The sequence below is a fragment of the Paractinoplanes atraurantiacus genome, assembly GCF_900215205.1.
GTDB classification, from domain to species: domain Bacteria; phylum Actinomycetota; class Actinomycetes; order Mycobacteriales; family Micromonosporaceae; genus Actinoplanes; species Actinoplanes atraurantiacus.
On record NZ_OBDY01000015.1, the window covers coordinates 65847 to 87048 of the forward strand.

Sequence of the window (21202 nt, forward strand, 5' to 3'; positions counted from 1 at the left end):
CCCCTCGCCCCTCGCCCCTCGCCCGAGAGCGTCCTCCTGGGGTGCCCTTCGAGCCGACGACCCGGCCGCGCGCTGTCCACAGGCGAAATGTCCAGTGTCGCCGAACGGGTTGAGCATCGCCGGAGGGCTTCGGGCGGCCAGCCGGCGATTTGGGTGGCCGTTTCAGCCGGGTGAGGGCTTGTTGCAGATCATGGCTCTCATCTGGGGTGATCCGGTGAGGCCGAACGGATCGTTTGCAGGAATGCCGTTACTCATTGACGTTCGCCTATCGACTTGCCTAGCGTGCCGACAGGAAAGCCCTTACCTCAGGCAGTTTGGACGGTGCGGCATGCGCAGACGGACGTTTCTTCGGCTCTCGGCCGGTGCGATCACGGTCACCTCGGCCGGGGTGGTCGCCACCGAGCCGAGTGGTGCGTTTGCCGCACCTTCAACAAGCGGCACACCGCACCACGACGCACAACAGCGTGTCGTCGTGGCGGCCGACGGGAGCGGGGACTTCGTCTCGGTTCAGGCGGCCATCGATGCCTCGGCGGGCGGGGACGTGGTCATCGGGGTGCGGCCCGGGGTCTATCACGGGCAGGTGGTGGTTCCGGCCGGCAAGCCGGGGATCACGCTGTACGGGCTGGGGCGGCGGCCGCGGGATGTGGTGATCGCCGACGATCGGGCGAACGGCACGCCCAAGCCGGACGGGGGCACCTGGGGGACGACCGGCAGCGCCTCGGTGACGATCGACGGGGCCGGCTTTCGGGCGCGGAATCTGACGTTCGCCAACCTGTTCGACGAGGCCGCCCATCCGGAGATCACCAACCGGCAGGCGGTCGCCGTGCTGACCCGGGCCGACCGGGTCGAGTTTCGTGATGTGCGGTTCCTCGGTAACCAGGACACGCTCTACGTCAACAGCGCCGACGCCGCGACGATCGCCCGCGCCTATTTCCGGGACTGCTACGTGGAAGGGGACGTCGACTTCATCTTCGGGCGGGCCACGGCGGTCTTCGAACGCTGCCGCGTCCACTCGCTCGACCGCGCCTCGACGCCGGCCGGCTACGTGACCGCGCCGAGCACCTCGATCACCAACCCGCACGGGTTGCTCTTCACCCGTACCCGGTTCACCTCGGACGCGCCCGACGGGTCGGTCTTCCTCGGGCGGCCGTGGCATCCGAGCAACGACCCGGCGGCGATCGGGCAGACCGTGATCCGCGAGTCGTACATCGGCGCCCACATCGGGGCCACGGCATGGAGCGACTTCGGCACGTGGCCGTGGCGCGACGCCCGTTTCGCCGAATTCCGCAACTACGGACCGGGCGCGATCGTCAGCGCGGATCGTCCTCAGCTCACTCACGCGGAGGCCGCCGCCGCCACGCCGGCCGCCTTCCTCCGAGGCACCGACGGCTGGGCACCCGATCTTTGCAAATAACCTGCGTTGCCCGATCCATTGACGACCTTCACCACCCGTGGGAGCGTCGCTGGCAAGCGCTTTCCTGCACCTCAACGCGGAGTTGTCATGCCCAGATTCGCTGCCGTCGCCGGCCTCGCCATCCTCGTCTCTCTCGCCGCCGCGCCGCCCGCCGCCGCGCACAGCGGCGGCGCCGTGCCCAAGAACGCGCTGCAACTGGCCCGGCAGACGCTGCCCGCCGACGACGGCTGGGCGGCCGCCGGGGCCGGGACCAGCGGCGGGTCGGCCGCCGATGACGCGCACGTCGCGGTGGTGCGCAACCGGGCCGAGCTCATCGCGGCCCTGGGCGGTGACGCGGCCACGAACGGGCAGAACGCCACGCCGAAGATCGTGGTCGTCAGTGGGCGGATCGATCTGCGCGAGGGCAAGAGCTGCGACGACTTCGCCGATCCGGCGTACGACCTCGACGCGTTCCTCGCCGCCTATGACCCCGCGGTCTGGGGGCGGGCCACCAAGCCGTCCGGGCCGCTCGAGGACGCCCGGGTCCGGTCGGCCCGTGTGCAGGGTGAACAGGTCAAAATCAACGTCGGCAGCAACACGACCATCGTCGGGGTCAACGGGGCCCGGCTCGAGCACGGCAGCCTGGTGCTCACCAACGTGAGCAACGTGATCGTCCGCAACCTGGAGGTCACCGACGCCGCCGACTGCTTCCCAGCCTGGGATCCGACCGACGGGTCGGCCGGCAACTGGAACTCGCTCTACGACCTGGTCTCGCTCAGCGGCGCCAGCAACGTCTGGATCGACCACAACACGTTCAGCGACGGCAACAACCACGACGCCGACCAGCCCCTGCACTTCGGGCGGCCCTACCAGGTGCACGACGGCGCCACCGACTTCATCCGGGGCTCCGACCTGATCACCGTCTCGTGGAACGACTACTACGACCACGACAAGACCATGCTGATCGGCTCGACCGACACCCCGGGCGTCGACGTCGGCAAGCTGCGCGTCACCGTGCACCACAACCGGTTCGGCAACGTCATCCAGCGGGCCCCGCGGGTGCGCTTCGGTCAGGTCGACGTCTACGACAACCTCTACGTGGCCACCGACGAGGAGTACATCTACTCGCTCGGGGTCGGCGTCGAGTCGAGCATCTACGCCGAGAACAACTACTTCCGGCTCAGCGCCGACATCACGCCGGCCGACGTCATCGCGTACTGGAAGGGCACCCGCATCACCACGCGGGGAAACCTGGTGCAGATTTCCGGCCGTACGCCCAAGCCGGTCGACCTCATAGGGGCCTACAACGAGGCGTACGACCCGGACCTGAGCCCCGACGCGGGCTGGACCCCCACGCTGCGCCCTCGCCTCGACCCGGCCTGGGCCGTGCCGGTGCTCGTGGCGGCCGGGGCCGGCATCCGGCGGCTGTACCGCTGAAATTGCCGGTTCTCCTCTCCTGCGTCGATTCGGCGAGGCACCCTGTCTTCATGCACATCGGCGTCATCGGGGCAGGTCAGCTCGGCGCAACGCTCGCCGAGTGGTGCGCGGAGAGCGGCCACGACGTAGCGGTCACGTCACGGCATCCGGAGCGGCTGGGCGACGTGGTCGACCATCTCGGCGGCCACGGCGTCGCCATGCCGGTCGCGGAAGCGGTGTCGTTCGCCGACATCGTCCTTTTCGCCCCTCCATGGGAAACCGCACATGAGGCGATCGATCTGGCCGGAGGCACCCTCAACGGCAAGATCATCATCGACGTGACGAACCCGGTCGTCCCCGTCCTGGACGGGGCACCGAGCGGCTTCGAGCAGCTCATCTCCTGGGCGCCCGAGGCGCACTGGGCCAAGGCGCTCAACACGCTGCCCACCTCGGTGCTCAGTGACCGCCGGGGCCACGATCCGCTGCTGGCCGAGTTCGTCTGCACCGACCACACGGACGCCCGCAAGGCGACCACGCTGCTCATCCGGGACATGGGCTTCGCGCCGTTCTACGCGGGCGGCGCCGGCACCGCCCGGCTCACCGAGCCGGGCGGGCCTCTGCAGCACAACCCGGTCGACATCTTCGACGCGACCGATGCTCTCGCGGAAGCGATGACCGTCCTGCGCTAGACCGGCACGGTCACGAACTGCTTTCCGGTGGTGTTCACCACCCGTACGGAAGCAACGTCGGCGGGGTCGATCAGAGCGCTCCCACTCAGGGTCGTCCCGTCGGCCTCGCCGGCGGGCGACACCAGCCAGCTGCCCGCGACCGCGGGGGTGCCGTCCTTGCCGACGACCTCGAGCACGCATTTCTCGCCCGCGGGGATGCCGCCGACCGTCGCGCTCACTCGCACCCAGCCGGCCGCCGGGAGCACCGTCGCGTCCATCTTCGCGCCGGTCGTGGCGTCGGTCGCCGAGCCCGTGCGCGCACCGGCCGGGGCCGAGGTCGTGGCCTGCGCGATCGGCTCCGCCGAGGGCGCGGTCTGCCGGCCCACCACCAGGCCGCCGGCCACCGCGATGGCCACGGCGACGGCCGCGATGGACGTCACCGAGGCCCACCGCCGATGGCGCCTGCCCGCGCTCTCCGTCCGTACCTGCCGAAGCGTCCTTTGCAGCAGCAGGTCGGCGTCGTCGGGCGGGCCGTCGAGCAGCATCGCCTCGGGCACCTCGCCGAGCTGGGCCGACCACTCGCGCAGCGACTCGATCTCCTCGCGGCACTCGGCGCACGCGGCCAGATGCTCGTCGGCCGCCGCCTTCTGCTCCGGCGTGAGCATCTCCATCAGATATCCGGCCAGGTCGACGTGGTCGTTGGTCGGGGGGTTCGCGCTCTCCGGCGCCGTCATGATGCCAACCGTTCCGTGCCGGCCTCGCGCAGGGCCCGCAACGCGTAGAAGGAGCGAGATTTCACTGTGCCCGGGGGGATGCCGAGCGCCTCGGCGGCCTCGGCCACCGTGTTACCGCGGAGATAGACCTGTTCGAGCACTTCACGATGCTCGTTGGAGAGCTTGCTCAGCGCGTCCACCACGACCATCGACGTGACGACCTGGTCGGCGTGGTCGCCCTCGACCGCGGCGTCCGGCGGGCTTTCGCCCACCTCGGGGGGACGACGGTTCCGGGCCCGGATCTGGTCCAGCACGATATTGCGTACGACCGTGAGCAGCCAGCCGCGCACGGAGCCCTTCCCGTTGTTCAGGCTGTCCGGGTGCCGCCAGGCGCGCACGAGCGCCTCCTGGACCACGTCCTCGGCGGCGGCGCGGTCTCTGGTCAGCTGCGTGGCGTACGCGAGCATGGCCCGGCCGTGTTCCTGGAACAGTGATCTGACCAGTGCTTCATCGGCCACCTCCCGGTGTGGTCTGGTTCTGCTGGACGGCATCCGTCTCTCTCCCCGCGGCACCTTCTCGCGCCGCTTCGTACGGGTCTGAAGTCGAAGACGACATCGATGAAAGTACTGTGCCGCGGCTACCGGGAGTACGCGGCGGGTGGCTCCCCGGATCAAGATTTTCTAAGAAGTGGCACAACCCGGTGAACCGCTCCCCGCGGCGGTGACGTGTGGAGGGCATTCGACGGTTCTCTACACGGGAGACAGCCATGATGAAGCGGAGCAGGACGATCTACGTCGCCGCCATGATCGCCGGGCTGGCGAGCGTGGCGGCCTGCGGCAACCAGGCCGGCAACTCCGCGCCCCCGGCGGCGGCGGACGCGGTGCCGGTGGCGGTGACGGGTTCCGAGGCGCCGCTGAACCCGCAGGGCCCGGATCCGCAGCAGGAGGACCTTCCCGGTGCGGGCGTCGAGCAGGCCGACCCTTCCCCGTCGGATGCGACCAGCGCGGGCGCGGCCGATGAGAACGCCTCCGACCCCAACGCCGACGATTCCGGCGCCGCCGACTCCGATGCCGACAATTCGGGCGCCGCTGATTCAGACACGGCCGAGCAGCCCACCCCCGCTCCCTCCCCCACGGTGGCGAAGACGCAGAAGTGGGTCAAGATCTTCAGTGGTCCGTCCCAGCAGGACATCACCCCGCCCAAGTCGCGCACGGCCGGCAGCAAGACCGTCGAGCTCAACGTGACCGAGGACGGCGGCATCGGCCCGCACGTGACCGACGGCGCCGGCCGCACGCTCTACCGCTTCGACAACGACACCAACAAGCCGCCGAAGTCCAACTGCAACGGCGACTGCGCGACCGCCTGGCCGCCCCTGCTCATCAAGTCGCCCGGCAAGATCTTCCCGGACGGCGTCGACCCGCAGATCGTCGGCTACGTCGAGCGCGCCGACGGCCACTGCCAGGTGACGATCAACGGCTGGCCGGTCTACTACTTCGTCGCCGACGCCAAGCCCGGCGACCTCAACGGCCAGGGCCTCAACGGCAAGTGGTTCGCCATCAAGCCCGACGGCGGCAAGACCTCCAACACGCCCGCCAAGCCGAGCAGCACCACCACCAACTGAGCTTTTCACCCATCGGGGGTACGCCCGGTGACGGCACCCGCCGTCACCGGGCGTGTCATGTGCGGACGGCGTACCGGAGGAAGACCACGCCGTTGCCGAACACGTGACTCTCGAGCAGCTCCAGGCCGGCGCGCACCTGCGGCGGGAAGAAGGCGGTTCCGCCGCCGACCAGGGCCGGGGCAAGGATGAGCTGATACTCGTCGACCAGGCCGGCGGCCTGCCACACGCCGGCGAACTCGTGCATGACCTCGGGCTCGGCCGGGTCGATGGCCTCCCAGTAGGACATCACCTCATACATGCGGCGGCCCATGAGATAGGTGCCGACGGCGCGGGTGCGCTCGCCGATGAAGCGGTGGGACTCCTCGTCCGGGGCGCTCCAGCCGAAGTCGCCGTTCCGGTCGCTGACGTAGCCGTCGACCGAGGTGATCATCGAATAGATCAGCTTGCCCATGCCCGGTGCTCCATCCGTGGGGACCGCTTGCAAAGTGCAATCAGTCTATGTGCTCTTGGGGCGCATTGACACCAGCGCGGTGCCGACCAGCCAGACGACCGCCTCGGCCAGCAGGAGGCGTTCCAGGGTGGCGCCGAGGGTGCCGCGGCCGGCGAGGAGCATGGTGAGGCCGAGGGCGCCGCCGAGCGGGACGGTCAGCGCGACGCCGACGGCGGCCAGGTGTTTCAGGGTGCGCTCACTGGCGTACCACCAAATCGAAGCCATGGCGGCAGCGAGCGTGAGCATGCCGAGGATCGTGGCGGACGCGTGGACGACATCGGCGGGCGTGGTCGGCTCGTAGGGCGGCAGTGGGCATCGGTTGGTGCAGGGCACGACGCCGGAGACGGCGGCGAGACCGGCGGCGGCGAAGAGGGCCGGCGAGGCCAGCGGGACCCGGACGGCGGCGCCGAGGAGAGCGACGCCGGCGGCGAGGGTGACCAGGCCGATGCGATACGGGATCGCGAAGGGCACACCGGCGGTGCCGGCCTCACTGACGTAGCCGAGCAGCCAGGATCCGGGCGCGGCGACGAGGGCGACCAGCATGGTGACGGCACCCCCGGTGACGGCAAGGGCGGAGGCGACGGCGAGCAGACGGGTACGGGTCATCCCCACCATCATGATCACGTCAGGGTTGCCGCCGCGCGGGCGACCGGCCAGAGTGTGGCCGTGCTGACCCTCGACGAGGTCCTCGCCCACGACGACCCATACCCCCACGTGCTGGAGCTGGCAGCCAGCGGCGACCGTTCCCTGATCGCCCCGGCGCGCGCGGCGGCGCAGCGCTTCGCCGACGCCTCCGACTGGCATGGGGCCGGCCTGATGGCGCGAATTCTGGTCGGCGTCGAGGGCTCACAGGCCGTTCCGCTGCTGCTGGCCATCCTGGCTCCGGTCCTCCGAGACGAGCACTTCGAGGACCCGGAGATGCTCCGGCTGAGTGTGGGCCGTGCGCTCTCCGAGGATCCGGCGGGTTGCCGCTCCACGGTTCTCGCCGCCGTCGCCAGTTCCGACCCGGACCTGCACCGAGCCGGCCTGTGGGCGCTCGGCGCCATCGCCGGCCCGGACGATCTCGGTCTGATCCGTCAGGGCATGGCCGGCCCTGACCCGTCGACCCGGCGGCAGACCCTCACCGGATTGTCCGACGACGCGGCCCTGAGAGAGATCGCGGTCGAGGCGCTGCGCGACTCAGACGAGTGGGTCCGCCGCGAGGCCGTGATCCGCCTGGGCTGGTCCGGCCCGGCGTCGATGCTGGATCTCCTGATTCCGATGGCCGCCGACCCGTCGAGCGCGGTCCGCTCGATCGTGGGCGAGGCGATCGTCCGCCTGGCCGCACCGAGACCCGAGTCCCACGACGCCGCCGCCGAGGCCCTGCGGAGTCTGCTCACCGACACCAATCATTGGGCCCGGACCCGCGCCGCCGTCGGCTTGTCCGTCCTGCGTGGCGCGGGGTCAGGTCCGGGCGGGCCACTCGTGGGTGAGGATGGCGTAGAGGTCTGAGTCTCGCCAGCCGTCTCGCAGGAGGAGGGTTTCTCGGAGGCGGCCCTCGTGGGTCATGCCCAGCTTGGTGAGGACCCGGGCCGAGGCGGCGTTTCTCGGGTCGCAGGTCGCGTAGACGCGGTGGCGGCCGAACGTGTGGAAGGCCAGGTTCAGCAGGCGGGTGGCGGCGGCTGTGGCCAAGCCCTGGCCCTGGTGCGCTGGGTGGATCAGGTAGGAGATCTCGGCCTGGTGGGGGTCTCGGAGCTTGAGCTCAGCGGTGCCTACTGTGTGGCCGGCGGCTTTCACGGCGTACGGGAAACGCGTTTGTGGGGTTTGGGCCCAAGCCCGCGCGGCGATCGTGGTGAAACTCTGTGACTCGGCGAGGGTGTTGGGGCCCCACGTCTGGAAGCGGCAGACCTCGGGCAATTGGGCCCAGCTGTGGACCGCTGGGTAGTCGGAGGCGGTCAGCGGACGCAGGCTCACCATCGGTTTCGGGCCTCCTCGGCCCAACCTGTGAGGCCGTCGAGGTCGACCTTCTTGTCGTGGTCGTCCAGGGCCCAACCTGTGAAGTGGCCGAAGCACTGGTGGGTCTCGGAGGACAGGACGGCGAGGTTGGTGCGGGCCACGCGTTCGTGGAAGGGCTCGAAGCGGACGTCGGCCCGCTCGCCGTGGATGCGCCACGGGCCGAGCCAATCCGAGTACTCCCAGGTGAGGTCCTCGCTGATTTTGTGGAGGCGGCCGTCGACGAAGACGGCGTTCTCGGTGGAGCCGGTGCCGTCGGTCCAGCGGCCGCCCAGCTGGATCGCTCGGCCGGGTCCGGCGCCGGCGGCCCAATTCCAGGTCACCGCGTAGGGCCAGCGGCCCCGGCCGTGGTCGAGGACGGCGAAAGAGCGTTCCCGGGGTACGGGGTATTCGGTGCCGGACAAGCGCAGCGTGCCGCTCACCGGGCGGCCGACGTCCTTGACCGTGTACTGGAACAGGCGGTCGCTGAACGGGACGACCACGCCGAGCGACTCGCCACCCTTCTCGATGACCAGATCGAGCTCGATGCCGGGGGCGGACGCCTTCAGGTGCGCCGGGTCGATCTCGATGCGCAGGTCGCCGGCGTGGGCCGACACCCGGCCGGACCCGCTGCGGTCGGGCAGGACCGTCGCTCGGTCGAGCAGGACCGTGGCGTCGGCCCGGGTCTCGCGGCCGCTGACCCGGTCGAGCACATAGATGCCGTGGACGCCGGCGTAGTCGAGGGAGGAGACGACCACTCCCACGATGTGGCTGGGGGTGACGATTCCCCAGTATTCCCAGCGTTTTCCGCGGCCCCAGCCGCGCAGGTTGGCGCGGTGCAACGGGCGGCGGGTCCAGCCGACGGCGTCCGGGTTCAGGCGGCCGTCGGGGCGGCAGAGGTCGACCTCGGCGGTGAGCTCGCGCTCCTCGATCACCTCCGCAGGCTATAGCCTGAGACGATGGCGGGTTTCCTGTACGGGGCTTCGACGGCGTCCTACCAGATCGAGGGCGCGGCGCGCGAGGACGGGCGCGGACCGTCCATCTGGGACACGTTCGCGCACACGCCGGGCCGGGTGCGCAACGGTGACACCGGCGATGTGGCGTGCGACCACTACCACCGCTGGGCCGAGGATGTTGCGCTGCTGGCCGACCTGGGTGTGGGGGCCTACCGGTTCTCCATCGCCTGGCCGCGGGTGCAGCCGACCGGCGCGGGAGCCGTCAACGACAAGGGGCTCGGCTTCTACGACCGGCTCGTGGACGGGCTGCTGGAGCGCGGCATCGAGCCGGTGCCGACGCTGTTCCACTGGGATCTGCCGCAGGCCCTGGAGGACGAGGGCGGCTGGCTCAACCGGGAGACGGCGTACCGCTTCGCGGAGTACGCGGGACACGTGGCGGCCCGGCTCGGGGACCGCGTCGGAAGGTTCATCACGCTGAACGAGCCGGTCGTGCACATGGCTCAGGGGTACGCGTGGGGCACGCACGCGCCGGGGCGGCAGCTCGGCCTGGGCGCGCTGCCGGTGGCCCACCACCAACTGCTCGGGCACGGTCTGGCGGTGCGGGCGCTGAGGGCCGCGGGCGCGCGCGAAGTGTGGATCACCAACAACTGCACGCCGGTGTGGTCGGCGGGTGACGAGACCGCGGCCCTGGTTTACGACGGCTTCCACAACCGGCTGTTCAACGATCCGGTGTTGTCGGGGTCATATCCGGATTTCCTGATGGGCGGCCTGGCACCACACATCCAGGACGGCGATCTCGACATCATCCGCACGCCGATCGACGCGCTCGGGGTGAACTACTACAACCCGACGCTGGTCGGCCCGGCGACCGAGGAGGGCGATCTGCCGTTCGAGATCCGGCCGATCGAGGGCTATCCGGCGACGGCGTTCGGGTGGCCGGTGGTGCCGGCCGGGCTCACCGAGCTGCTGACGGGGCTCCGGCAGACGTACGGCGACGCCCTGCCTCCGATCTACATCACCGAGAACGGCTGTTCGACGGAGGAGGGCGTCGCCGACACCTTCCGGATCGACTATCTGAAGTCACACCTTGATGCCGTACGGGCGGCGATCGAGGCCGGCGTCGACGTGCGCGGCTATTTCGTGTGGTCGCTGCTCGACAACTTCGAGTGGGCCGAGGGCTACTCGCAGCGGTTCGGCCTCGTGCACGTCGACTTCGACACCCAGGAGCGCACGCCGCGTGACTCCTACCGCTGGCTGCAGGCTCAGTGCGCGAAGACCTCCAACTCGTAGAGCGAGATGCCGTACGAGGTGGCGCGGGTCTGCCCCACCACACGCAGGTAGCGGGCGTTTGTAGTGGGGAAGCCGACCACATCGGTGCCACCGTTGCCGCCGGTCACGGTGGCCGCGGTGGTCCAGGTGGTGCCGTCGGCCGAGGTTTCGATCCGATAGGCCGAGGCGTACGCGCTCTCCCAGTGCAGAACGGCGCGGGCGACCGGGCGGGACGAGCCCAGGTCGACCCGCAGCCATTGGTTGTCCGACCAGGAACTGGCCCAGCGGCTGCTCCGGTTGCCGTCGACGGCGTTGCCGGCCGGGTAGCCCAACTGGGTGCTGGACGCGGTGACCGCGCGGCCGGCGGCCAGGTTGGAGACGTCGTCGCCCCGGGCCGCCGGGAAGGAGACGACCTGCTGATACGTGGGCCGGTTCTGCCACGAGATGAGGTCGTGCTCGATGCCGCCCAGAGGGCTGTGCAAAATCGCATCAGCACACCAGATGTTCCCCGCGGCGCAGTGCTCGTCGCCGGGATAGGTGGTGGTCGCCGGCTCGGCCAGGGCGGCAGTGAGGCTGCTCAGCAGGGCCGTGCGGCAGGCGCTGAGCGTGCCACCGCCGCAGTACTTCTGCGACCAGTTCGGCACGGCGTCGCCCAGGGTGGCCCGCAGATCCTTGGAGACCCAGCCCCACCAGCCGTACTGGAAGGAGGAGCCCTTGTGGGCCTGCGACTCGTTGGCCGAGCTGGGCAGGTCGGAGACGGGGCCGGTCTGCCCGCCCGAGGGTGACTCGTTGATCTGGAGGGCGTCGACGAGCGAGTCGAACAGGCCGTCGCCGAGCCCGGTGGAGAACTGCGCGACGACCAGCTTCGGCCACCAGGCGTCCATGATGCGGATGGCGTCGGCGTCCTTGTACACCTCGCTGTCGGCGGCCGTCTCCTCCCGGTGGGAGCCGGCGGTGCGCCAGGCGCGCAGCTTGGCGATCGCGGCCGCCTGGGCGGCGTCGGTCACCGGGGCGGTGTCGATGACGCGCAGCACGTCGTCGAGGACCTCGGCGCCGCGCAGGTCGGTGGTGGCGGCCGACTCGACCACCTTGAGCAGGCCGGCCCGGTCGTACTTCTGCCCGGCGGCCACGGCCGCCTTGATGGGGCGGTCGAGCAGGTCGGCCCGGTGCACGGCGCTGAAGCTGAAGTTGCCGTCGGCCGCCGAATACCCGGCCGCCTGCTTGTTGTTCCAGCTGACGAAGTAATCCTGGTTGACGGCCTGCGGGCGCGACGAGAGCGGCCGGTAGGTCGCCGTGTTGGTGGCCGGATTCCAGCCGGCCCACTCGTAGGCCGGTTCGGCCCTGGTCGGCAGGTTCGGGTCGGCGCCGGCCGGGCGCACCGGTTCGGCGCCCGAGGTGACGTACGCGATGTCTTTGCTGTTGATGTAGAACCAGTTGAAGGCGAACACGATCGTGGACGCGGAGGCGGTGAACGCGGCCGGGGTGCCCATCTGGGCCGGCTCGTTGAACATCTGGAAGCCGACGGCCGAGTCGGCCTCGTGCCGGTAGGTGGAGCGCAGGGCGGTGAACGCGGTGGGCACGCCGCCGACCAGGCCGCGCCACTGGACCAGGCCGTAGTTGGTGCGCAGCGAGGTCAGGCGGTAGGAGCCCGCCGGGGTGGCGTCGGCGGTGGTGGGATTCCACGCGTTCGACTGGGAGAGAGCCTCCATGGCGAGGCACTGGCCGTGGTAGAGGTAGCCGGTGGACGCGACGGTCGGGGTGCCGCCGCCCGGGTTGCAGAGGGTCACGGCGTACGTGTCGGTGATGTCCTGGATGCTGGAGGTGGCGCTCCAGGCGTAGTCGGGGCCGCGGCCGATCAGGGTGTAGAGGTTGAGGCCGGCGAAGGCGATGCCGCGGCTGGAGATGCCCGGGCCCTGCAGCTCCTGGAGCATGAGCAGCTGCGGCGCGAAATAGCCGGTCTGCGGGCCGAAGACGGCGATCGGGTGGCCGGTGGAGGAGTTGGCGGCGCTGACGACGGCGGCGTTGGACATGCCGCGCTGATTCGGCGTCATGGCCAGGGCGACGGAGCTCTTCCCCGAGACGCCCGTGGCGGCGGAGCCCGTACGGTCGTACACGAGCGGTTCGGGGACGGTGGTTCCGGCGTCGGGCATCGCGACACCGGGCGCGTTCGGGTTGCCCGCGCCGTACGGGAAGCTTTGTCCGTTGTGGAGCGTCAGGACGGCCTCGGGGTCGTTCTGCGAGCGGAACTGTTGCCACACCTGGTCACCGACGGCGTTGCCGTACTTGGCGCGGGCGGCGATCCGGACGAGGGCGGAACGCATCTCGGTGCCGCCGCCACCACCGAACAGGCCGCCGATGACACCGGCCACGGCGACCAGATCGGTGAGCACGAAGGGCTCGGGGCCGCCGGCGTTGGTGACGGCGTCGAGGTGACCGGTCAGGACGTACTCGCCGGGGCAGTCGCGGGCGGCCATGCAGTCGGCGATGTATTTGTTGATGCCGGCGATGTACGACTGGACGTCGGTGTAGAGCTGCTGGCCGCGCGCGCCCGAGGTGCGCAGGGTCTCGATCTGGGTCTGAAGATCGGCTTCGGTGTACGGGGAATTGCGCCACACACTCTGCTCGAGATCACGGTTTCCCGCGGCACCGCCGGCGAACGGGGTCAGCTTGCCCCGGGCGACATGGCGGAGCAGGTCCATGAGGAAGAGGCGGTCCTGCGCGCCGGCGTAACCGGCGCCGTACATGGTCCCGGCCCGGGTGGTGCCGGTGATGTGGGGGATGCCGAGTTTCTTGTCGCGCACGATGGTGACGTCCGCTCGCGGGGAGATCGTCGTGGCGACGTCGGCCGCTCCGTACGAGCTGTCGTTGAAGAAGGTGTTGATCTGCTGTCCGGTGAGGCCGGTGTAGCTGTGCACGAGCGCGTCGTAGGGCGCGAGCTGATCGTCGGAGTGCGGCGGCTTGGTGCCGAAGGCCTGCGAGGCGAGGATCTGCAGCAGGTCGGCGTCGCCGTTCTGGCCCGGCGGCAGGATGTCGGAGCATTCGCCGAGGCAGTAGTCGGTGTTCTCGACAGGGGCGGCCTGGGCCGGGCTGTCGGCCTGCACGAGGAGGGTGGCCAGCAGGACGGAGGCCGCGAGGGCGGAGAAGAGTCGGCGCATGAGGTGTCCCTTCGGGGAACGCTCGAACGCGAAAAGATTTCATAGATATTAAGACGTCGATGTCTGCTGGGGCTAGACCTGGGCGCGAGCAGCAAGAAGGGGCGGCAGGTGGGGCTCCACTCCCCACCTGCCGCCCGCGTTCCCCCTCGGTGAAGCTTTCAGCGGCGCCGCGCTCAGCCTTGCCTGCGGTGGCGGGCGAAGGTCAGAGCCGCGATGCCGAGGATCAGCAGGACGGCGCCGCCGGTCACCACGGCGAAGACGTTGTTCCCGGTGCGGGCCAGGGCGCTTACCTCGGCCGGGTCGGTTCCCTCGGCCGTCTGCGTGGCCTGGGGCTCGCCGACGGCCTTGGCCGCGGCCGCGGCCTTCGAAGGCTTCGCCACTACCTGCGGCAGTTCCTCGACCTCTTCTTCGGGCGCCTCGATGGTCTTGCCGGGCTTCGTCGCGTGGGGTGCCGGGGCGCCGGCCACCATCGCCGGGGCGGTGGAGGCCTGTGCGTACAGATAACCCAGGGCGACGTCGAGAAGATGCGCCTTTCCGAGGAGGACCTCGACGCGAAGGGCGGCAACCTCGGCGCGGACGTCGCGGTCGCCGATCGCCTGCCGGGGACTGCCGAGGGAGATGCGGGTCGAGAGGAGGGCGGGCTCAACCGCGGCCCCGGCCTCAGCCCCGGTTGCCGACTTGGGTGTGAGGCCGCCGAAGAGGTCGACGCCGATGCCGGCGTCGGCGGTGTCCAGGGTGGCGATCGGCTTGCCGGCGGCGGTCACCTTGAGGAGGGCCGGGCGGTATTCGACGGATGAACGTTTGCGGTCACCGGTGGCGACGACGGTCAAGGTCGGCTGGGTCACCACCTTGATCGACACCTCCTGTGGGGTGCCGCCGAAGAGGGTCAGGTCCGACAGGGCGACACCGGCGGCGGCGCTGACGCCGCGGCGGCCGTCGCCGAGGCGTACGAGATCGGTGGCGCTCTGGGTCGAACCCGTCGGGCCGAGCCGGAGCAGGCTGGTCTTGCGGGCGGTGTCGCCCGGGCGGCGAAGCGCCTGCAAAGCCGGGGTCCGGCCGCCGCCGCTGAGCAGCTGGACGCCGGCGACCATCGTCGCGGTGCGGGTGAGCGGTCCGGTCGCGCCGCAGTTGTACGTGTCCAGCCAGCGCGCCTCCGCCGTCGAGCGCCCGAGTTGGACCGTCGCCAGGCCGGCGGCCTGAAGGCTCGCGAGCTCGGCGGTGGCCGCCTGCCGGTTGGGCGGGGCCTGCCGCTCGGCGACACTGCCCGGCGACGGAAGACCGGGAAGTTGCATGCCGAGCAGCTTGGCGTCGGCGTACCGCCCGCTCGCGGTCGTCCTGGCCCGGCGCGCGGCACTGTCGGCGCTGCCATGCGCCGCCGCGAGGCGCACGTCGACCAGCGAGGGAAGGTCGGGCCGCAGCACCCCGGCGTCGAGCACCGAGATCTTCGCAAGGTCAGCCTGAGCGGTCGCGGTAAAGCGGGGGCGATCCTTTTCGGTCAGCTCGCCCTCGGCAGCGCCGACCGGCCGGTCACGCTCGGCCGAGGCGGCTCCGGCGGACCGAGCGCGGCCCCGGTCGACTGAGCCACCCTCGGCCGGGCGCGTGCCGCCCTGACCGGTCGCGGCACCCTGAGCAGCAGAGCGGGCGCCGGCGCACTTCCCGGAGGCGTCCCGGCTCTCCCGCGCGGCGGCGGGCGTCAAGGGCGCGGCGACCACGGCGATCACGGCCACCGCGGCGGCGGCGGAGAATGCAGGATGCGTTCGCGGTGAGCGGGAAGGGCGCGTGATCGGCATGAAGGTCCTCGCAAGAGCGGTCGACGACGGTGTCCGGGTTGACCATCGAGAAGCCGTTCTTGAAGGTACGGACGAGAGAGTTGATATCCACAGTCCGCATGTTCCGGCAAATCCGGCATGTCTGACACGGGTCCCTAGCTTCAACGAAGGATCACGCATGACGACACCTTGTTCGGCGCGACAGGTGTTCGTGTGACGGACGGTCAGATGCCCTACGGCAAGATATCCACCAACACGAATGAGCTGCGTACGAATGATCCACATTGTGGATAGCGGGCCGGACCAGGGCGGTAGTGGCGCGATAGATTGCGAGTGAGACGCGCACCACTACCCGGAGGGACGGATCATGGCTCGACGTGGTGGACGCCGGTGATGACGCCGACGCAACTGCGCGCCTATTCCGCTGTGGTCCGGTTCGGGTCGGTCAAGTTGGCGGCCGCTCAGCTGTCCGTGTCCGAGTCGGCGGTGTCGCTGCACATCGGGCAGTTGCGCCGTGAGCTCGGTGATCAGCTCTTCTCCCGTACGTCATCGGGTCTGGCCTTCACCCCCGGCGGCCTCAGGCTGGCCAGCCGGGCCCAGGAGATGCTGGGGCTGCAAGACATCACCGTGCTCGAGGTCAGCGCGGCCGGTCGCGGGCGGCGGCTGCTGCGGGTCGGCGCCTCCAGCCTCTTCGCCGAGCATGCCGCGCCCGGCCTGCTCGAGCTGTTCGCCGGGCGGGCGGCCGACCTCGACGTGGAGCTGAGCGTTCGCGACCCGGCGTCGATCGCGGCGGCGCTGATCAGCCGGACGGTCGACATCGCGATCGGTCCGCCGCCGCCGGCGCTCGCACCCGAGCTGAGCACGCGCCCGGTCATGAACTACCGCATCGAGGTCGTCGTCGGCCCCGAGCACCCGCTCGCGGTGGTGCGCCCCTCCCCCGGCCAGCTGCGCGACCAGACGTGGCTGCTCGGCCCGTCCGCCGCCACCGACATCGGCGCGGTCCCCGACCTGCTGCGGCGCCTCGGCATCCCGGAGGAGAAGCAGCAGATCTACCAGAGCAACGCGGCCGCGGTCGAGGAGGCCAAGCGGGGCAAGGGATTGGCGCCGGCGCTGTCCTTCGCTGTCGCTCCGGACGTTCGCAAAGGCCATCTCGCACGGGTGGCCGGCCCGCACGCCGTACTCGAAGCCGGCTGGCACGCCCTGATGCTCGACGAGCGCAACGCCCCGCAGGCGGCCCGCGAGTTGGCCCGCTTCGCCTCGACCCCACGGGCCATCCAGGCCATGATGCGCGGCACCGGCGTCAACGTCGGCCACTTCCGCCCGTCGGTCCACGTGACTTTGTGGAGCTAACGAGTCAGGACGCGCACGGCCGCCGCCAGGTCGGCGAAGGTCGCGGCCGGTAGCAGGTGGTCGCAGAACGGGAGGGCGGCGGCCATTCCGGCGACCTTCGGGGCGAAGCCGGGCGCGCCCGCGCGGGGGTTCAGCCACACGATCTGGTGGGCTCGGCGGCGCAGGCGGGCCATCGCGGCGGTCATGCGGGCCGGCGGGTCGCTGTCCCAGCCGTCGGAGGCGACGATGACCAGGGCGCCGCGCAGGGTGTTGCCGTGGTGGGAGTCGAGCAGCGCGGTCAGGTTGGTGGCGATCCGGGTGCCGCCGAAGCGGTCGCCCACCGCATCGGTGGCGTGGGCCATGGCCTCGTCGGCCGAGGTGCGGCGCAGGGCCGGGGTCAGCCGGGTCAGGGTCGTGGCGAAGGCGAAGACCTCGGCGTCGGCCACCAGGGTGAAGGCCCGCATCATGTGCAGGTAGGCGGCGGCCTGCGCGCGCATCGACTCGCTGACGTCGCAGATCAGCACGGCGCGGCGCGGCCGGCGGACCGGGCGCTGGCGGACCACCGTCACCGGCTCCCAGGCCGTCCGGCGGGCGCGGGCGATGGTGGGCCGCAACGCGATCCGGCGCCCGGCGGCATCGACGGCGTGGCGGCGGGTCCGGCGGGTCGGCCAGTCGGTGAGGCTCGCCCGCAACGCATCGCCCAAGGCTGCAAGCGAAAGCGGGTCCAACTCCTCGAACGGAAGCTCGGCCAGCGCGGCGAGGGCGCTGGGCCGCCGCTCGGGAGTCTGCAGCGGCGAATCCGTGGGCTCGGCCGCGGCGACGGCCGGCGGCAGCGTCGCCCACGGCAGCCCACCTCCGGCCGTCGTCTCGTCAACCCCGTGCGGCACGGCCAGGTGCGCATCGTCACGCTTGCTCGGTGGTACGGCACCACGCGTCAACGGCAGCGGCGGCGCCTCATCGAAGACCGCCCGGAAGACCCGGTCAAAGGCTTCCAGATCCGCTTGACGCCGTACGAGGGCAACTCGCGCCGTCCAATAGAGAGCCTCCACGGACACGGGCGGACTGACCTCGAGCGCGTGCACGAGGTCACCCGTCTCGGTGACCCCGGCCGCCAGCCCCGCCCGCCGCAGCCGCCCCACGAACGCCACCGCGAACGCCGCCCGATCCGTGCCCCTCAGCAGAGTCGGCGGGGCGGCGGGGCGGGGCTCAGCGGCGGGCAACGACCCAGGCGATGACGGCGCCGACGACGACCGCACCGACCGCGACCGGGATGAGGCGCTTGTAGATGGAGCCTCCGGCCAGTTCGAGGAGGTCGAGCGGCTCGGCCTCAGCCGTCGCGGCGGAAGAGGAGGCGGGCGCCACCCCGCTGTCGACGGCCGCGGGCGTGGCCACGGCTGCCGCGGCCGAGGTCGGGGCCCTTCCGTTCAGGGCGTGGCCGATCGGCACGTCGGAGGCGGCCGGGCTCGGGGTGGGATCGACGGCGGCCGGGGAGACGCTGGTATCGGGGGCGGTCTCGACCGCAGCGGCCGAGGCAGTGGTGGTGGCGGATTCGGCCGGCGAATCGGTCGTCTCAGCGGAGGCGGCGGAGGCACCGGCGGCGCCGGGCACGGCGGAGGCGGCCGAGGCGGAGGCTGCGGAAGGGGGCGGAGAAGAAGCGGCTGCGGCGTCGGTGGCTAGTTTGGCTTCCAGGTTGGTGACGAACTGGGTCAGGAGCTTGCTGGAGACTTCCTTGATCATGCCGCTGCCGAACTGGGCCAGTTTGCCGCTGATCTTCAGGTCGGTGTCGACGCTGACCAAGGTGCTGTCGTCGCCCGACGGGGAGAGGACCGCGGTGACCAGGGCGGCCGCGTTGCCGGCGGAGCGGGCGTCGCGGCCCTTGGCGTCGATGACGGCCCGGTAGGCCGACTCGTCCTTCTCGGTGAACTGGGCCGTACCCGCGAACTCCGAGATGACCGGGCCCACCTTCACCTTCACCTTGCCCCTGTAGACGTCGCCGTCCACACCGGTCAGCTGCGCGCCGGGCATGCAGGGTGCGATGCCCTCGAGGTCCGTCAGCGCCTCCCAGGCGCGGTCGATCGGGGTGTGGACCGTGAACTCGTTGGTGATTTTCATGAGGGCTCCTCAGTGGCAAGGCGGGCGACGGCGAGCCGGTCGTCGGGGGTCTTGGCGATCGTGCCGATCGTGCTGACGACGTCGGCCGCGACCAGGTCGGTGACGCCCAGGGCGGTCAGGGCCGACACCCAGTCGATGGTCTCGGCCAGGCCGGGCGCCTTGTCGAGCTCGAGGCGCCGGGCGCGGCCGATGAACTCGGTGGCGCTGCGGATCAGCGGCGCCGCCGCGCCGGGCACCGTGCGCCGGACGATCTCGGCCGCGAACGACGGCGGCGGGAACTCGATCCAGTGGTAGAGGCAGCGGCGGCGCAGCGCGTCGTGCAACTCGCGGCTGCGGTTGGAGGTGAGGACGACGATCGGCGGCCGTACGGCGGTGAAGGTGCCCAGTTCGGGAACGGTGATGGCGGCTTCGCCCAGGAATTCGAAGAGCAGCGCCTCGAACTCGTCGTCGGCGCGGTCGATCTCGTCGATCAGCAGCACCGGCGGGGTGCGGCCCTCATAGCGTACGGCGCGAAGAATGGGTCTTTCCTGCAGGAATTCGGCCGTGAACAGGTCGGCGTCGCCGATTTTCTCCTGGCGGGCCTCGGCGAGCCGGATGGCCAGGAGTTGGCGCTGATAGTTCCACTCGTAGAGGGCCTCGCCGGCGGTGAGCCCCTCGTAGCACTGCAACCGGATGAAGTCGGTGTTCAGCGCGGCCGCCAGGGCCTTGGCCGCGGCCGTCTTGCCGACGCCGGGCTCGCCTTCGAGCAGCAGCGGCTTTCCCAGGCGCAGGGCCAGGAACACGGCCATGGCCAGGCCGTCGTCGACGAGGTAGTCCACCGCGTCGAGCTGCTGCCGCACGTCGTCGGGCGAGTTCACTGTGACTCCAGCAGTCTCTGATAGTCGGCGGCCGTGTCCACGTCGATCGGCACCCGCCCCACGACCGGCACCTCGGTGACCGGATAGCGGCCGGAGTGGAGCAGTTTCCACACCGCCTTGTCGCCGTGCAGGCCGAGCAGGCCGGCGAAAACGGGGCGGCGGAACAGGAACGGGTGCCCGAGCCCGTCGTCGTAGCGGCAGACGGCGAGAGGTGTCGGCGCCGCCAGCAACGCGTCCACTGAGGACGGCTGCACGCCGGGTTGGTCACCCAGCAGCAGGACGAGGGCGTCGGTCGTCACGGCTGCGGCTCCAGAGCGGATTGAGGAGCCGCAGCCGGACGAGAACGCGGCGTTGTCGATCACCGTGCATCCGGTGAGGTCAACGCGGGCGCGCACCTCGGCGGCGGATCCGCCGAGGGTCACCAGCAGCTCGTCGAAGCCGCAGGCACGCGCCATGTCCAGGGTGGCGTCGAGCAGGGTCCGGCCGCGGTACGGCAGCAGCTGCTTGGCCTCGCCGAGCCGCAGCGAGCCACCGGCCGCGAGGACCAGCCCGGTGACAGTGCCTTCCCGCGGCGGAAAACCGATGCCAGACCGTGGACTCAAGCCGTGTACCTGTCCCGGCATCCCGTGCAGCAGAACCAGTGGTCCTGCCCGTCGACGACGGCGTGCGGGGTGTTCTCACCGATCAGGACCGTCATCCCGCACACCGGATCGACGGCCTGGCGCGGGGCCGCGGCTTCCATCAGCGGCAGCGAGACCCCGCTGAGCGGCGCGGCGACGATGCCGCCCTTGCGGACGCCCCGCACTACTTCCGCCAAGATCGACAAGGCGATCTCCTTGGGCGTACGGGCGCCGATGTCGATCCCGGCGTGCGCGTGGACGCGCTCCCGCTCGGCCGGGGTCAGCCGCATCGCGTCGAGGACAGCCTCGCCGCGCTTGTGACTCGAGACCAGCCCGATGTAGGGCACCCGGGCCTCGATCGCCGCGTGGATCTGCTGCTCCTCGTCACGACCCAGACCCGCGACCACGACCGCCGAGGCACCCGCGTAGAAACCCGTGGGCGCGACCTCGAAGTCGAGGAACGCGGCCAGTTCCCGGATGGCCGTGCCGATGGGAGTGGTGCCGGCGACCCCGACCAGGGGCTTGGGCAGCATCGGCCGCAGGAAGATCTCGAGCGCCCCGCCCGAGTGGCACGGGTTGACCACCACGAGCGCCCCCGGCGTCTCCGGGAACGGCGCCGACTCCTCCGGCAGCACCCGCAGCAGCACGGTGTTGCCGTCGCGCAGCGAGTCGAGCGCGGCCTGCCGCACCGAGCCCTCCGCGCACACCCCGCCGACGAACCCTTCGATGGAGCCGTCGGCGAGGATGACCGCGTCGTCACCGGGCCGCGCCGAGGTGGGCTCCTGGGCGCGGACGACGGTGGCGTGCACGAACGGGCGGCGCTCGTTCGTCAGTTCTTTCGCGCGTTCCGCGATCAGCACAGC

Annotated in this window: 20 protein-coding genes; 7 read left to right on the plus strand and 13 right to left on the minus strand. The window is 70.9% G+C overall.

Translation table 11 applies throughout. From position 1 onward, the window contains the following. Positions 1–328: 328 nt before the first annotated feature. The 3 genes from CRP55_RS29120 (at position 329) to CRP55_RS29130 (ending at position 3498) form a co-directional block, all read left to right on the plus strand. Entirely contained in the window at positions 329–1414 is a 1086-nt protein-coding gene (locus CRP55_RS29120) for a pectinesterase family protein (protein ID WP_097323388.1), read from the plus strand. Between the two features lie 87 nt (positions 1415–1501). Beyond that, positions 1502–2830, plus strand: coding sequence for a pectate lyase family protein (locus CRP55_RS29125; protein ID WP_097323390.1), 1329 nt, complete (start codon positions 1502–1504; stop codon positions 2828–2830). A 50-nt stretch (positions 2831–2880) separates the two neighbouring features. Next, positions 2881–3498 carry an NADPH-dependent F420 reductase gene (locus CRP55_RS29130; RefSeq protein ID WP_097323393.1) on the plus strand — a complete coding sequence of 206 codons (618 nt, stop codon included), beginning with the start codon at positions 2881–2883 and terminating at the stop codon, positions 3496–3498. Here the strand turns inward: CRP55_RS29130 and CRP55_RS29135 are convergent. Next, positions 3495–4211 (minus strand): anti-sigma factor, encoded by a 717-nt coding sequence (locus CRP55_RS29135; RefSeq protein ID WP_097323395.1) that lies wholly within the window; start codon positions 4209–4211, stop codon positions 3495–3497. The genes CRP55_RS29130 and CRP55_RS29135 overlap by 4 nt on opposite strands. Continuing rightward, the gene (locus tag CRP55_RS29140) at positions 4208–4741 is read right to left on the minus strand and encodes a sigma-70 family RNA polymerase sigma factor (protein WP_097323397.1); all 534 of its coding nucleotides are present in this window, start codon (positions 4739–4741) and stop codon (positions 4208–4210) included. The genes CRP55_RS29135 and CRP55_RS29140 overlap by 4 nt, the downstream gene beginning before the upstream one ends. Before the next feature lie 215 nt (positions 4742–4956). Between CRP55_RS29140 and CRP55_RS29145 the strand changes: the two genes are divergently transcribed. Continuing rightward, positions 4957–5811, plus strand: a complete 855-nt coding sequence (locus CRP55_RS29145) for a hypothetical protein (RefSeq protein WP_097323399.1) — start codon at positions 4957–4959, stop codon at positions 5809–5811. 55 nt (positions 5812–5866) lie between these two features. Here CRP55_RS29145 and CRP55_RS29150 read toward each other — a convergent pair whose 3' ends face one another. Together CRP55_RS29150 and CRP55_RS53295 are read right to left on the minus strand one after the other, a co-directional pair. Beyond that, positions 5867–6262 (minus strand): dihydrofolate reductase family protein, encoded by a 396-nt coding sequence (locus CRP55_RS29150; RefSeq protein ID WP_097323401.1) that lies wholly within the window; start codon positions 6260–6262, stop codon positions 5867–5869. A 45-nt stretch (positions 6263–6307) separates the two neighbouring features. Next, on the minus strand, positions 6308–6907 hold the full coding sequence (locus tag CRP55_RS53295) for a DUF998 domain-containing protein (RefSeq protein ID WP_097323403.1): 600 nt from the start codon (positions 6905–6907) through the stop codon (positions 6308–6310). Between the two features lie 60 nt (positions 6908–6967). Between CRP55_RS53295 and CRP55_RS29160 the strand changes: the two genes are divergently transcribed. Continuing rightward, positions 6968–7792, plus strand: a complete 825-nt coding sequence (locus CRP55_RS29160) for a HEAT repeat domain-containing protein (protein ID WP_143234967.1) — start codon at positions 6968–6970, stop codon at positions 7790–7792. Here CRP55_RS29160 and CRP55_RS29165 read toward each other — a convergent pair. Both CRP55_RS29165 and CRP55_RS29170 read right to left on the minus strand, forming a co-directional pair. Then, on the minus strand, positions 7745–8257 hold the full coding sequence (locus CRP55_RS29165) for a GNAT family N-acetyltransferase (RefSeq protein ID WP_097323407.1): 513 nt from the start codon (positions 8255–8257) through the stop codon (positions 7745–7747). The genes CRP55_RS29160 and CRP55_RS29165 overlap by 48 nt on opposite strands. Continuing rightward, entirely contained in the window at positions 8251–9207 is a 957-nt protein-coding gene (locus CRP55_RS29170; protein ID WP_097323410.1) for a DUF2804 domain-containing protein, read from the minus strand. Before CRP55_RS29170 ends, CRP55_RS29165 begins: the two co-directional genes overlap by 7 nt. A 24-nt stretch (positions 9208–9231) precedes the next feature. Here CRP55_RS29170 and CRP55_RS29175 point away from each other — a divergent pair, with 24 nt between their 5' ends. Next, positions 9232–10518, plus strand: coding sequence for a GH1 family beta-glucosidase (locus CRP55_RS29175; protein ID WP_097323413.1), 1287 nt, complete (start codon positions 9232–9234; stop codon positions 10516–10518). On the opposite strand, the gene CRP55_RS29180 is transcribed toward CRP55_RS29175, so the two are convergent. Beyond that, positions 10491–13652, minus strand: a complete 3162-nt coding sequence (locus tag CRP55_RS29180) for a penicillin acylase family protein (RefSeq protein WP_097323415.1) — start codon at positions 13650–13652, stop codon at positions 10491–10493. The two genes, CRP55_RS29175 and CRP55_RS29180, sit on opposite strands and share 28 nt — an antisense overlap. Before the next feature lie 173 nt (positions 13653–13825). Then, complete coding sequence (locus CRP55_RS29185) at positions 13826–15442, minus strand: hypothetical protein (protein WP_143234969.1); 1617 nt, start codon at positions 15440–15442, stop codon at positions 13826–13828. 372 nt (positions 15443–15814) lie between these two features. Between CRP55_RS29185 and CRP55_RS29190 the strand changes: the two genes are divergently transcribed. Then, on the plus strand, positions 15815–16771 hold the full coding sequence (locus CRP55_RS29190; RefSeq protein WP_097323419.1) for a LysR family transcriptional regulator: 957 nt from the start codon (positions 15815–15817) through the stop codon (positions 16769–16771). On the opposite strand, the gene CRP55_RS29195 is transcribed toward CRP55_RS29190, so the two are convergent. From CRP55_RS29195 to CRP55_RS29215, 5 genes are read right to left on the minus strand one after another with little or no spacing between them, the layout of a single operon-like run. Then, on the minus strand, positions 16768–17970 hold the full coding sequence (locus tag CRP55_RS29195; RefSeq protein ID WP_179855376.1) for a vWA domain-containing protein: 1203 nt from the start codon (positions 17968–17970) through the stop codon (positions 16768–16770). The two genes, CRP55_RS29190 and CRP55_RS29195, sit on opposite strands and share 4 nt — an antisense overlap. Next, positions 17957–18862, minus strand: a complete 906-nt coding sequence (locus CRP55_RS55760) for an SRPBCC family protein (protein ID WP_097323421.1) — start codon at positions 18860–18862, stop codon at positions 17957–17959. The genes CRP55_RS29195 and CRP55_RS55760 overlap by 14 nt, the downstream gene beginning before the upstream one ends. Then, positions 18859–19719 carry an AAA family ATPase gene (locus tag CRP55_RS29205; protein WP_179855377.1) on the minus strand — a complete coding sequence of 287 codons (861 nt, stop codon included), beginning with the start codon at positions 19717–19719 and terminating at the stop codon, positions 18859–18861. The genes CRP55_RS55760 and CRP55_RS29205 overlap by 4 nt, the downstream gene beginning before the upstream one ends. Then, entirely contained in the window at positions 19716–20321 is a 606-nt protein-coding gene (locus tag CRP55_RS29210; protein ID WP_245923447.1) for a nucleotidyltransferase family protein, read from the minus strand. The genes CRP55_RS29205 and CRP55_RS29210 overlap by 4 nt, the downstream gene beginning before the upstream one ends. Then, positions 20318–21199, minus strand: a complete 882-nt coding sequence (locus tag CRP55_RS29215) for an XdhC family protein (RefSeq protein ID WP_245923448.1) — start codon at positions 21197–21199, stop codon at positions 20318–20320. The genes CRP55_RS29210 and CRP55_RS29215 overlap by 4 nt, the downstream gene beginning before the upstream one ends. Between the last annotated feature and the right edge of the window lie 3 nt (positions 21200–21202).

Excerpts from the sequence above, each read along its gene's own strand:
- CRP55_RS29120 (WP_097323388.1), top strand. The coding sequence starts at position 329 with ATGCGCAGACGGACGTTTCTTCGGCTCTCGGCCGGTGCGATCACGGTC.
- CRP55_RS29125 (WP_097323390.1), top strand. The coding sequence starts at position 1,502 with ATGCCCAGATTCGCTGCCGTCGCCGGCCTCGCCATCCTCGTCTCTCTC.
- CRP55_RS29130 (WP_097323393.1), top strand. The coding sequence starts at position 2,881 with ATGCACATCGGCGTCATCGGGGCAGGTCAGCTCGGCGCAACGCTCGCC.
- CRP55_RS29135 (WP_097323395.1), bottom strand. The coding sequence starts at position 4,211 with ATGACGGCGCCGGAGAGCGCGAACCCCCCGACCAACGACCACGTCGAC.
- CRP55_RS29140 (WP_097323397.1), bottom strand. The coding sequence starts at position 4,741 with ATGCCGTCCAGCAGAACCAGACCACACCGGGAGGTGGCCGATGAAGCA.
- CRP55_RS29145 (WP_097323399.1), top strand. The coding sequence starts at position 4,957 with ATGATGAAGCGGAGCAGGACGATCTACGTCGCCGCCATGATCGCCGGG.
- CRP55_RS29150 (WP_097323401.1), bottom strand. The coding sequence starts at position 6,262 with ATGGGCAAGCTGATCTATTCGATGATCACCTCGGTCGACGGCTACGTC.
- CRP55_RS53295 (WP_097323403.1), bottom strand. The coding sequence starts at position 6,907 with ATGACCCGTACCCGTCTGCTCGCCGTCGCCTCCGCCCTTGCCGTCACC.
- CRP55_RS29165 (WP_097323407.1), bottom strand. The coding sequence starts at position 8,257 with ATGGTGAGCCTGCGTCCGCTGACCGCCTCCGACTACCCAGCGGTCCAC.
- CRP55_RS29175 (WP_097323413.1), top strand. The coding sequence starts at position 9,232 with ATGGCGGGTTTCCTGTACGGGGCTTCGACGGCGTCCTACCAGATCGAG.
- CRP55_RS29180 (WP_097323415.1), bottom strand. The coding sequence starts at position 13,652 with ATGCGCCGACTCTTCTCCGCCCTCGCGGCCTCCGTCCTGCTGGCCACC.
- CRP55_RS29185 (WP_143234969.1), bottom strand. The coding sequence starts at position 15,442 with ATGCCGATCACGCGCCCTTCCCGCTCACCGCGAACGCATCCTGCATTC.
- CRP55_RS29190 (WP_097323419.1), top strand. The coding sequence starts at position 15,815 with ATGACGCCGACGCAACTGCGCGCCTATTCCGCTGTGGTCCGGTTCGGG.
- CRP55_RS55760 (WP_097323421.1), bottom strand. The coding sequence starts at position 18,862 with ATGAAAATCACCAACGAGTTCACGGTCCACACCCCGATCGACCGCGCC.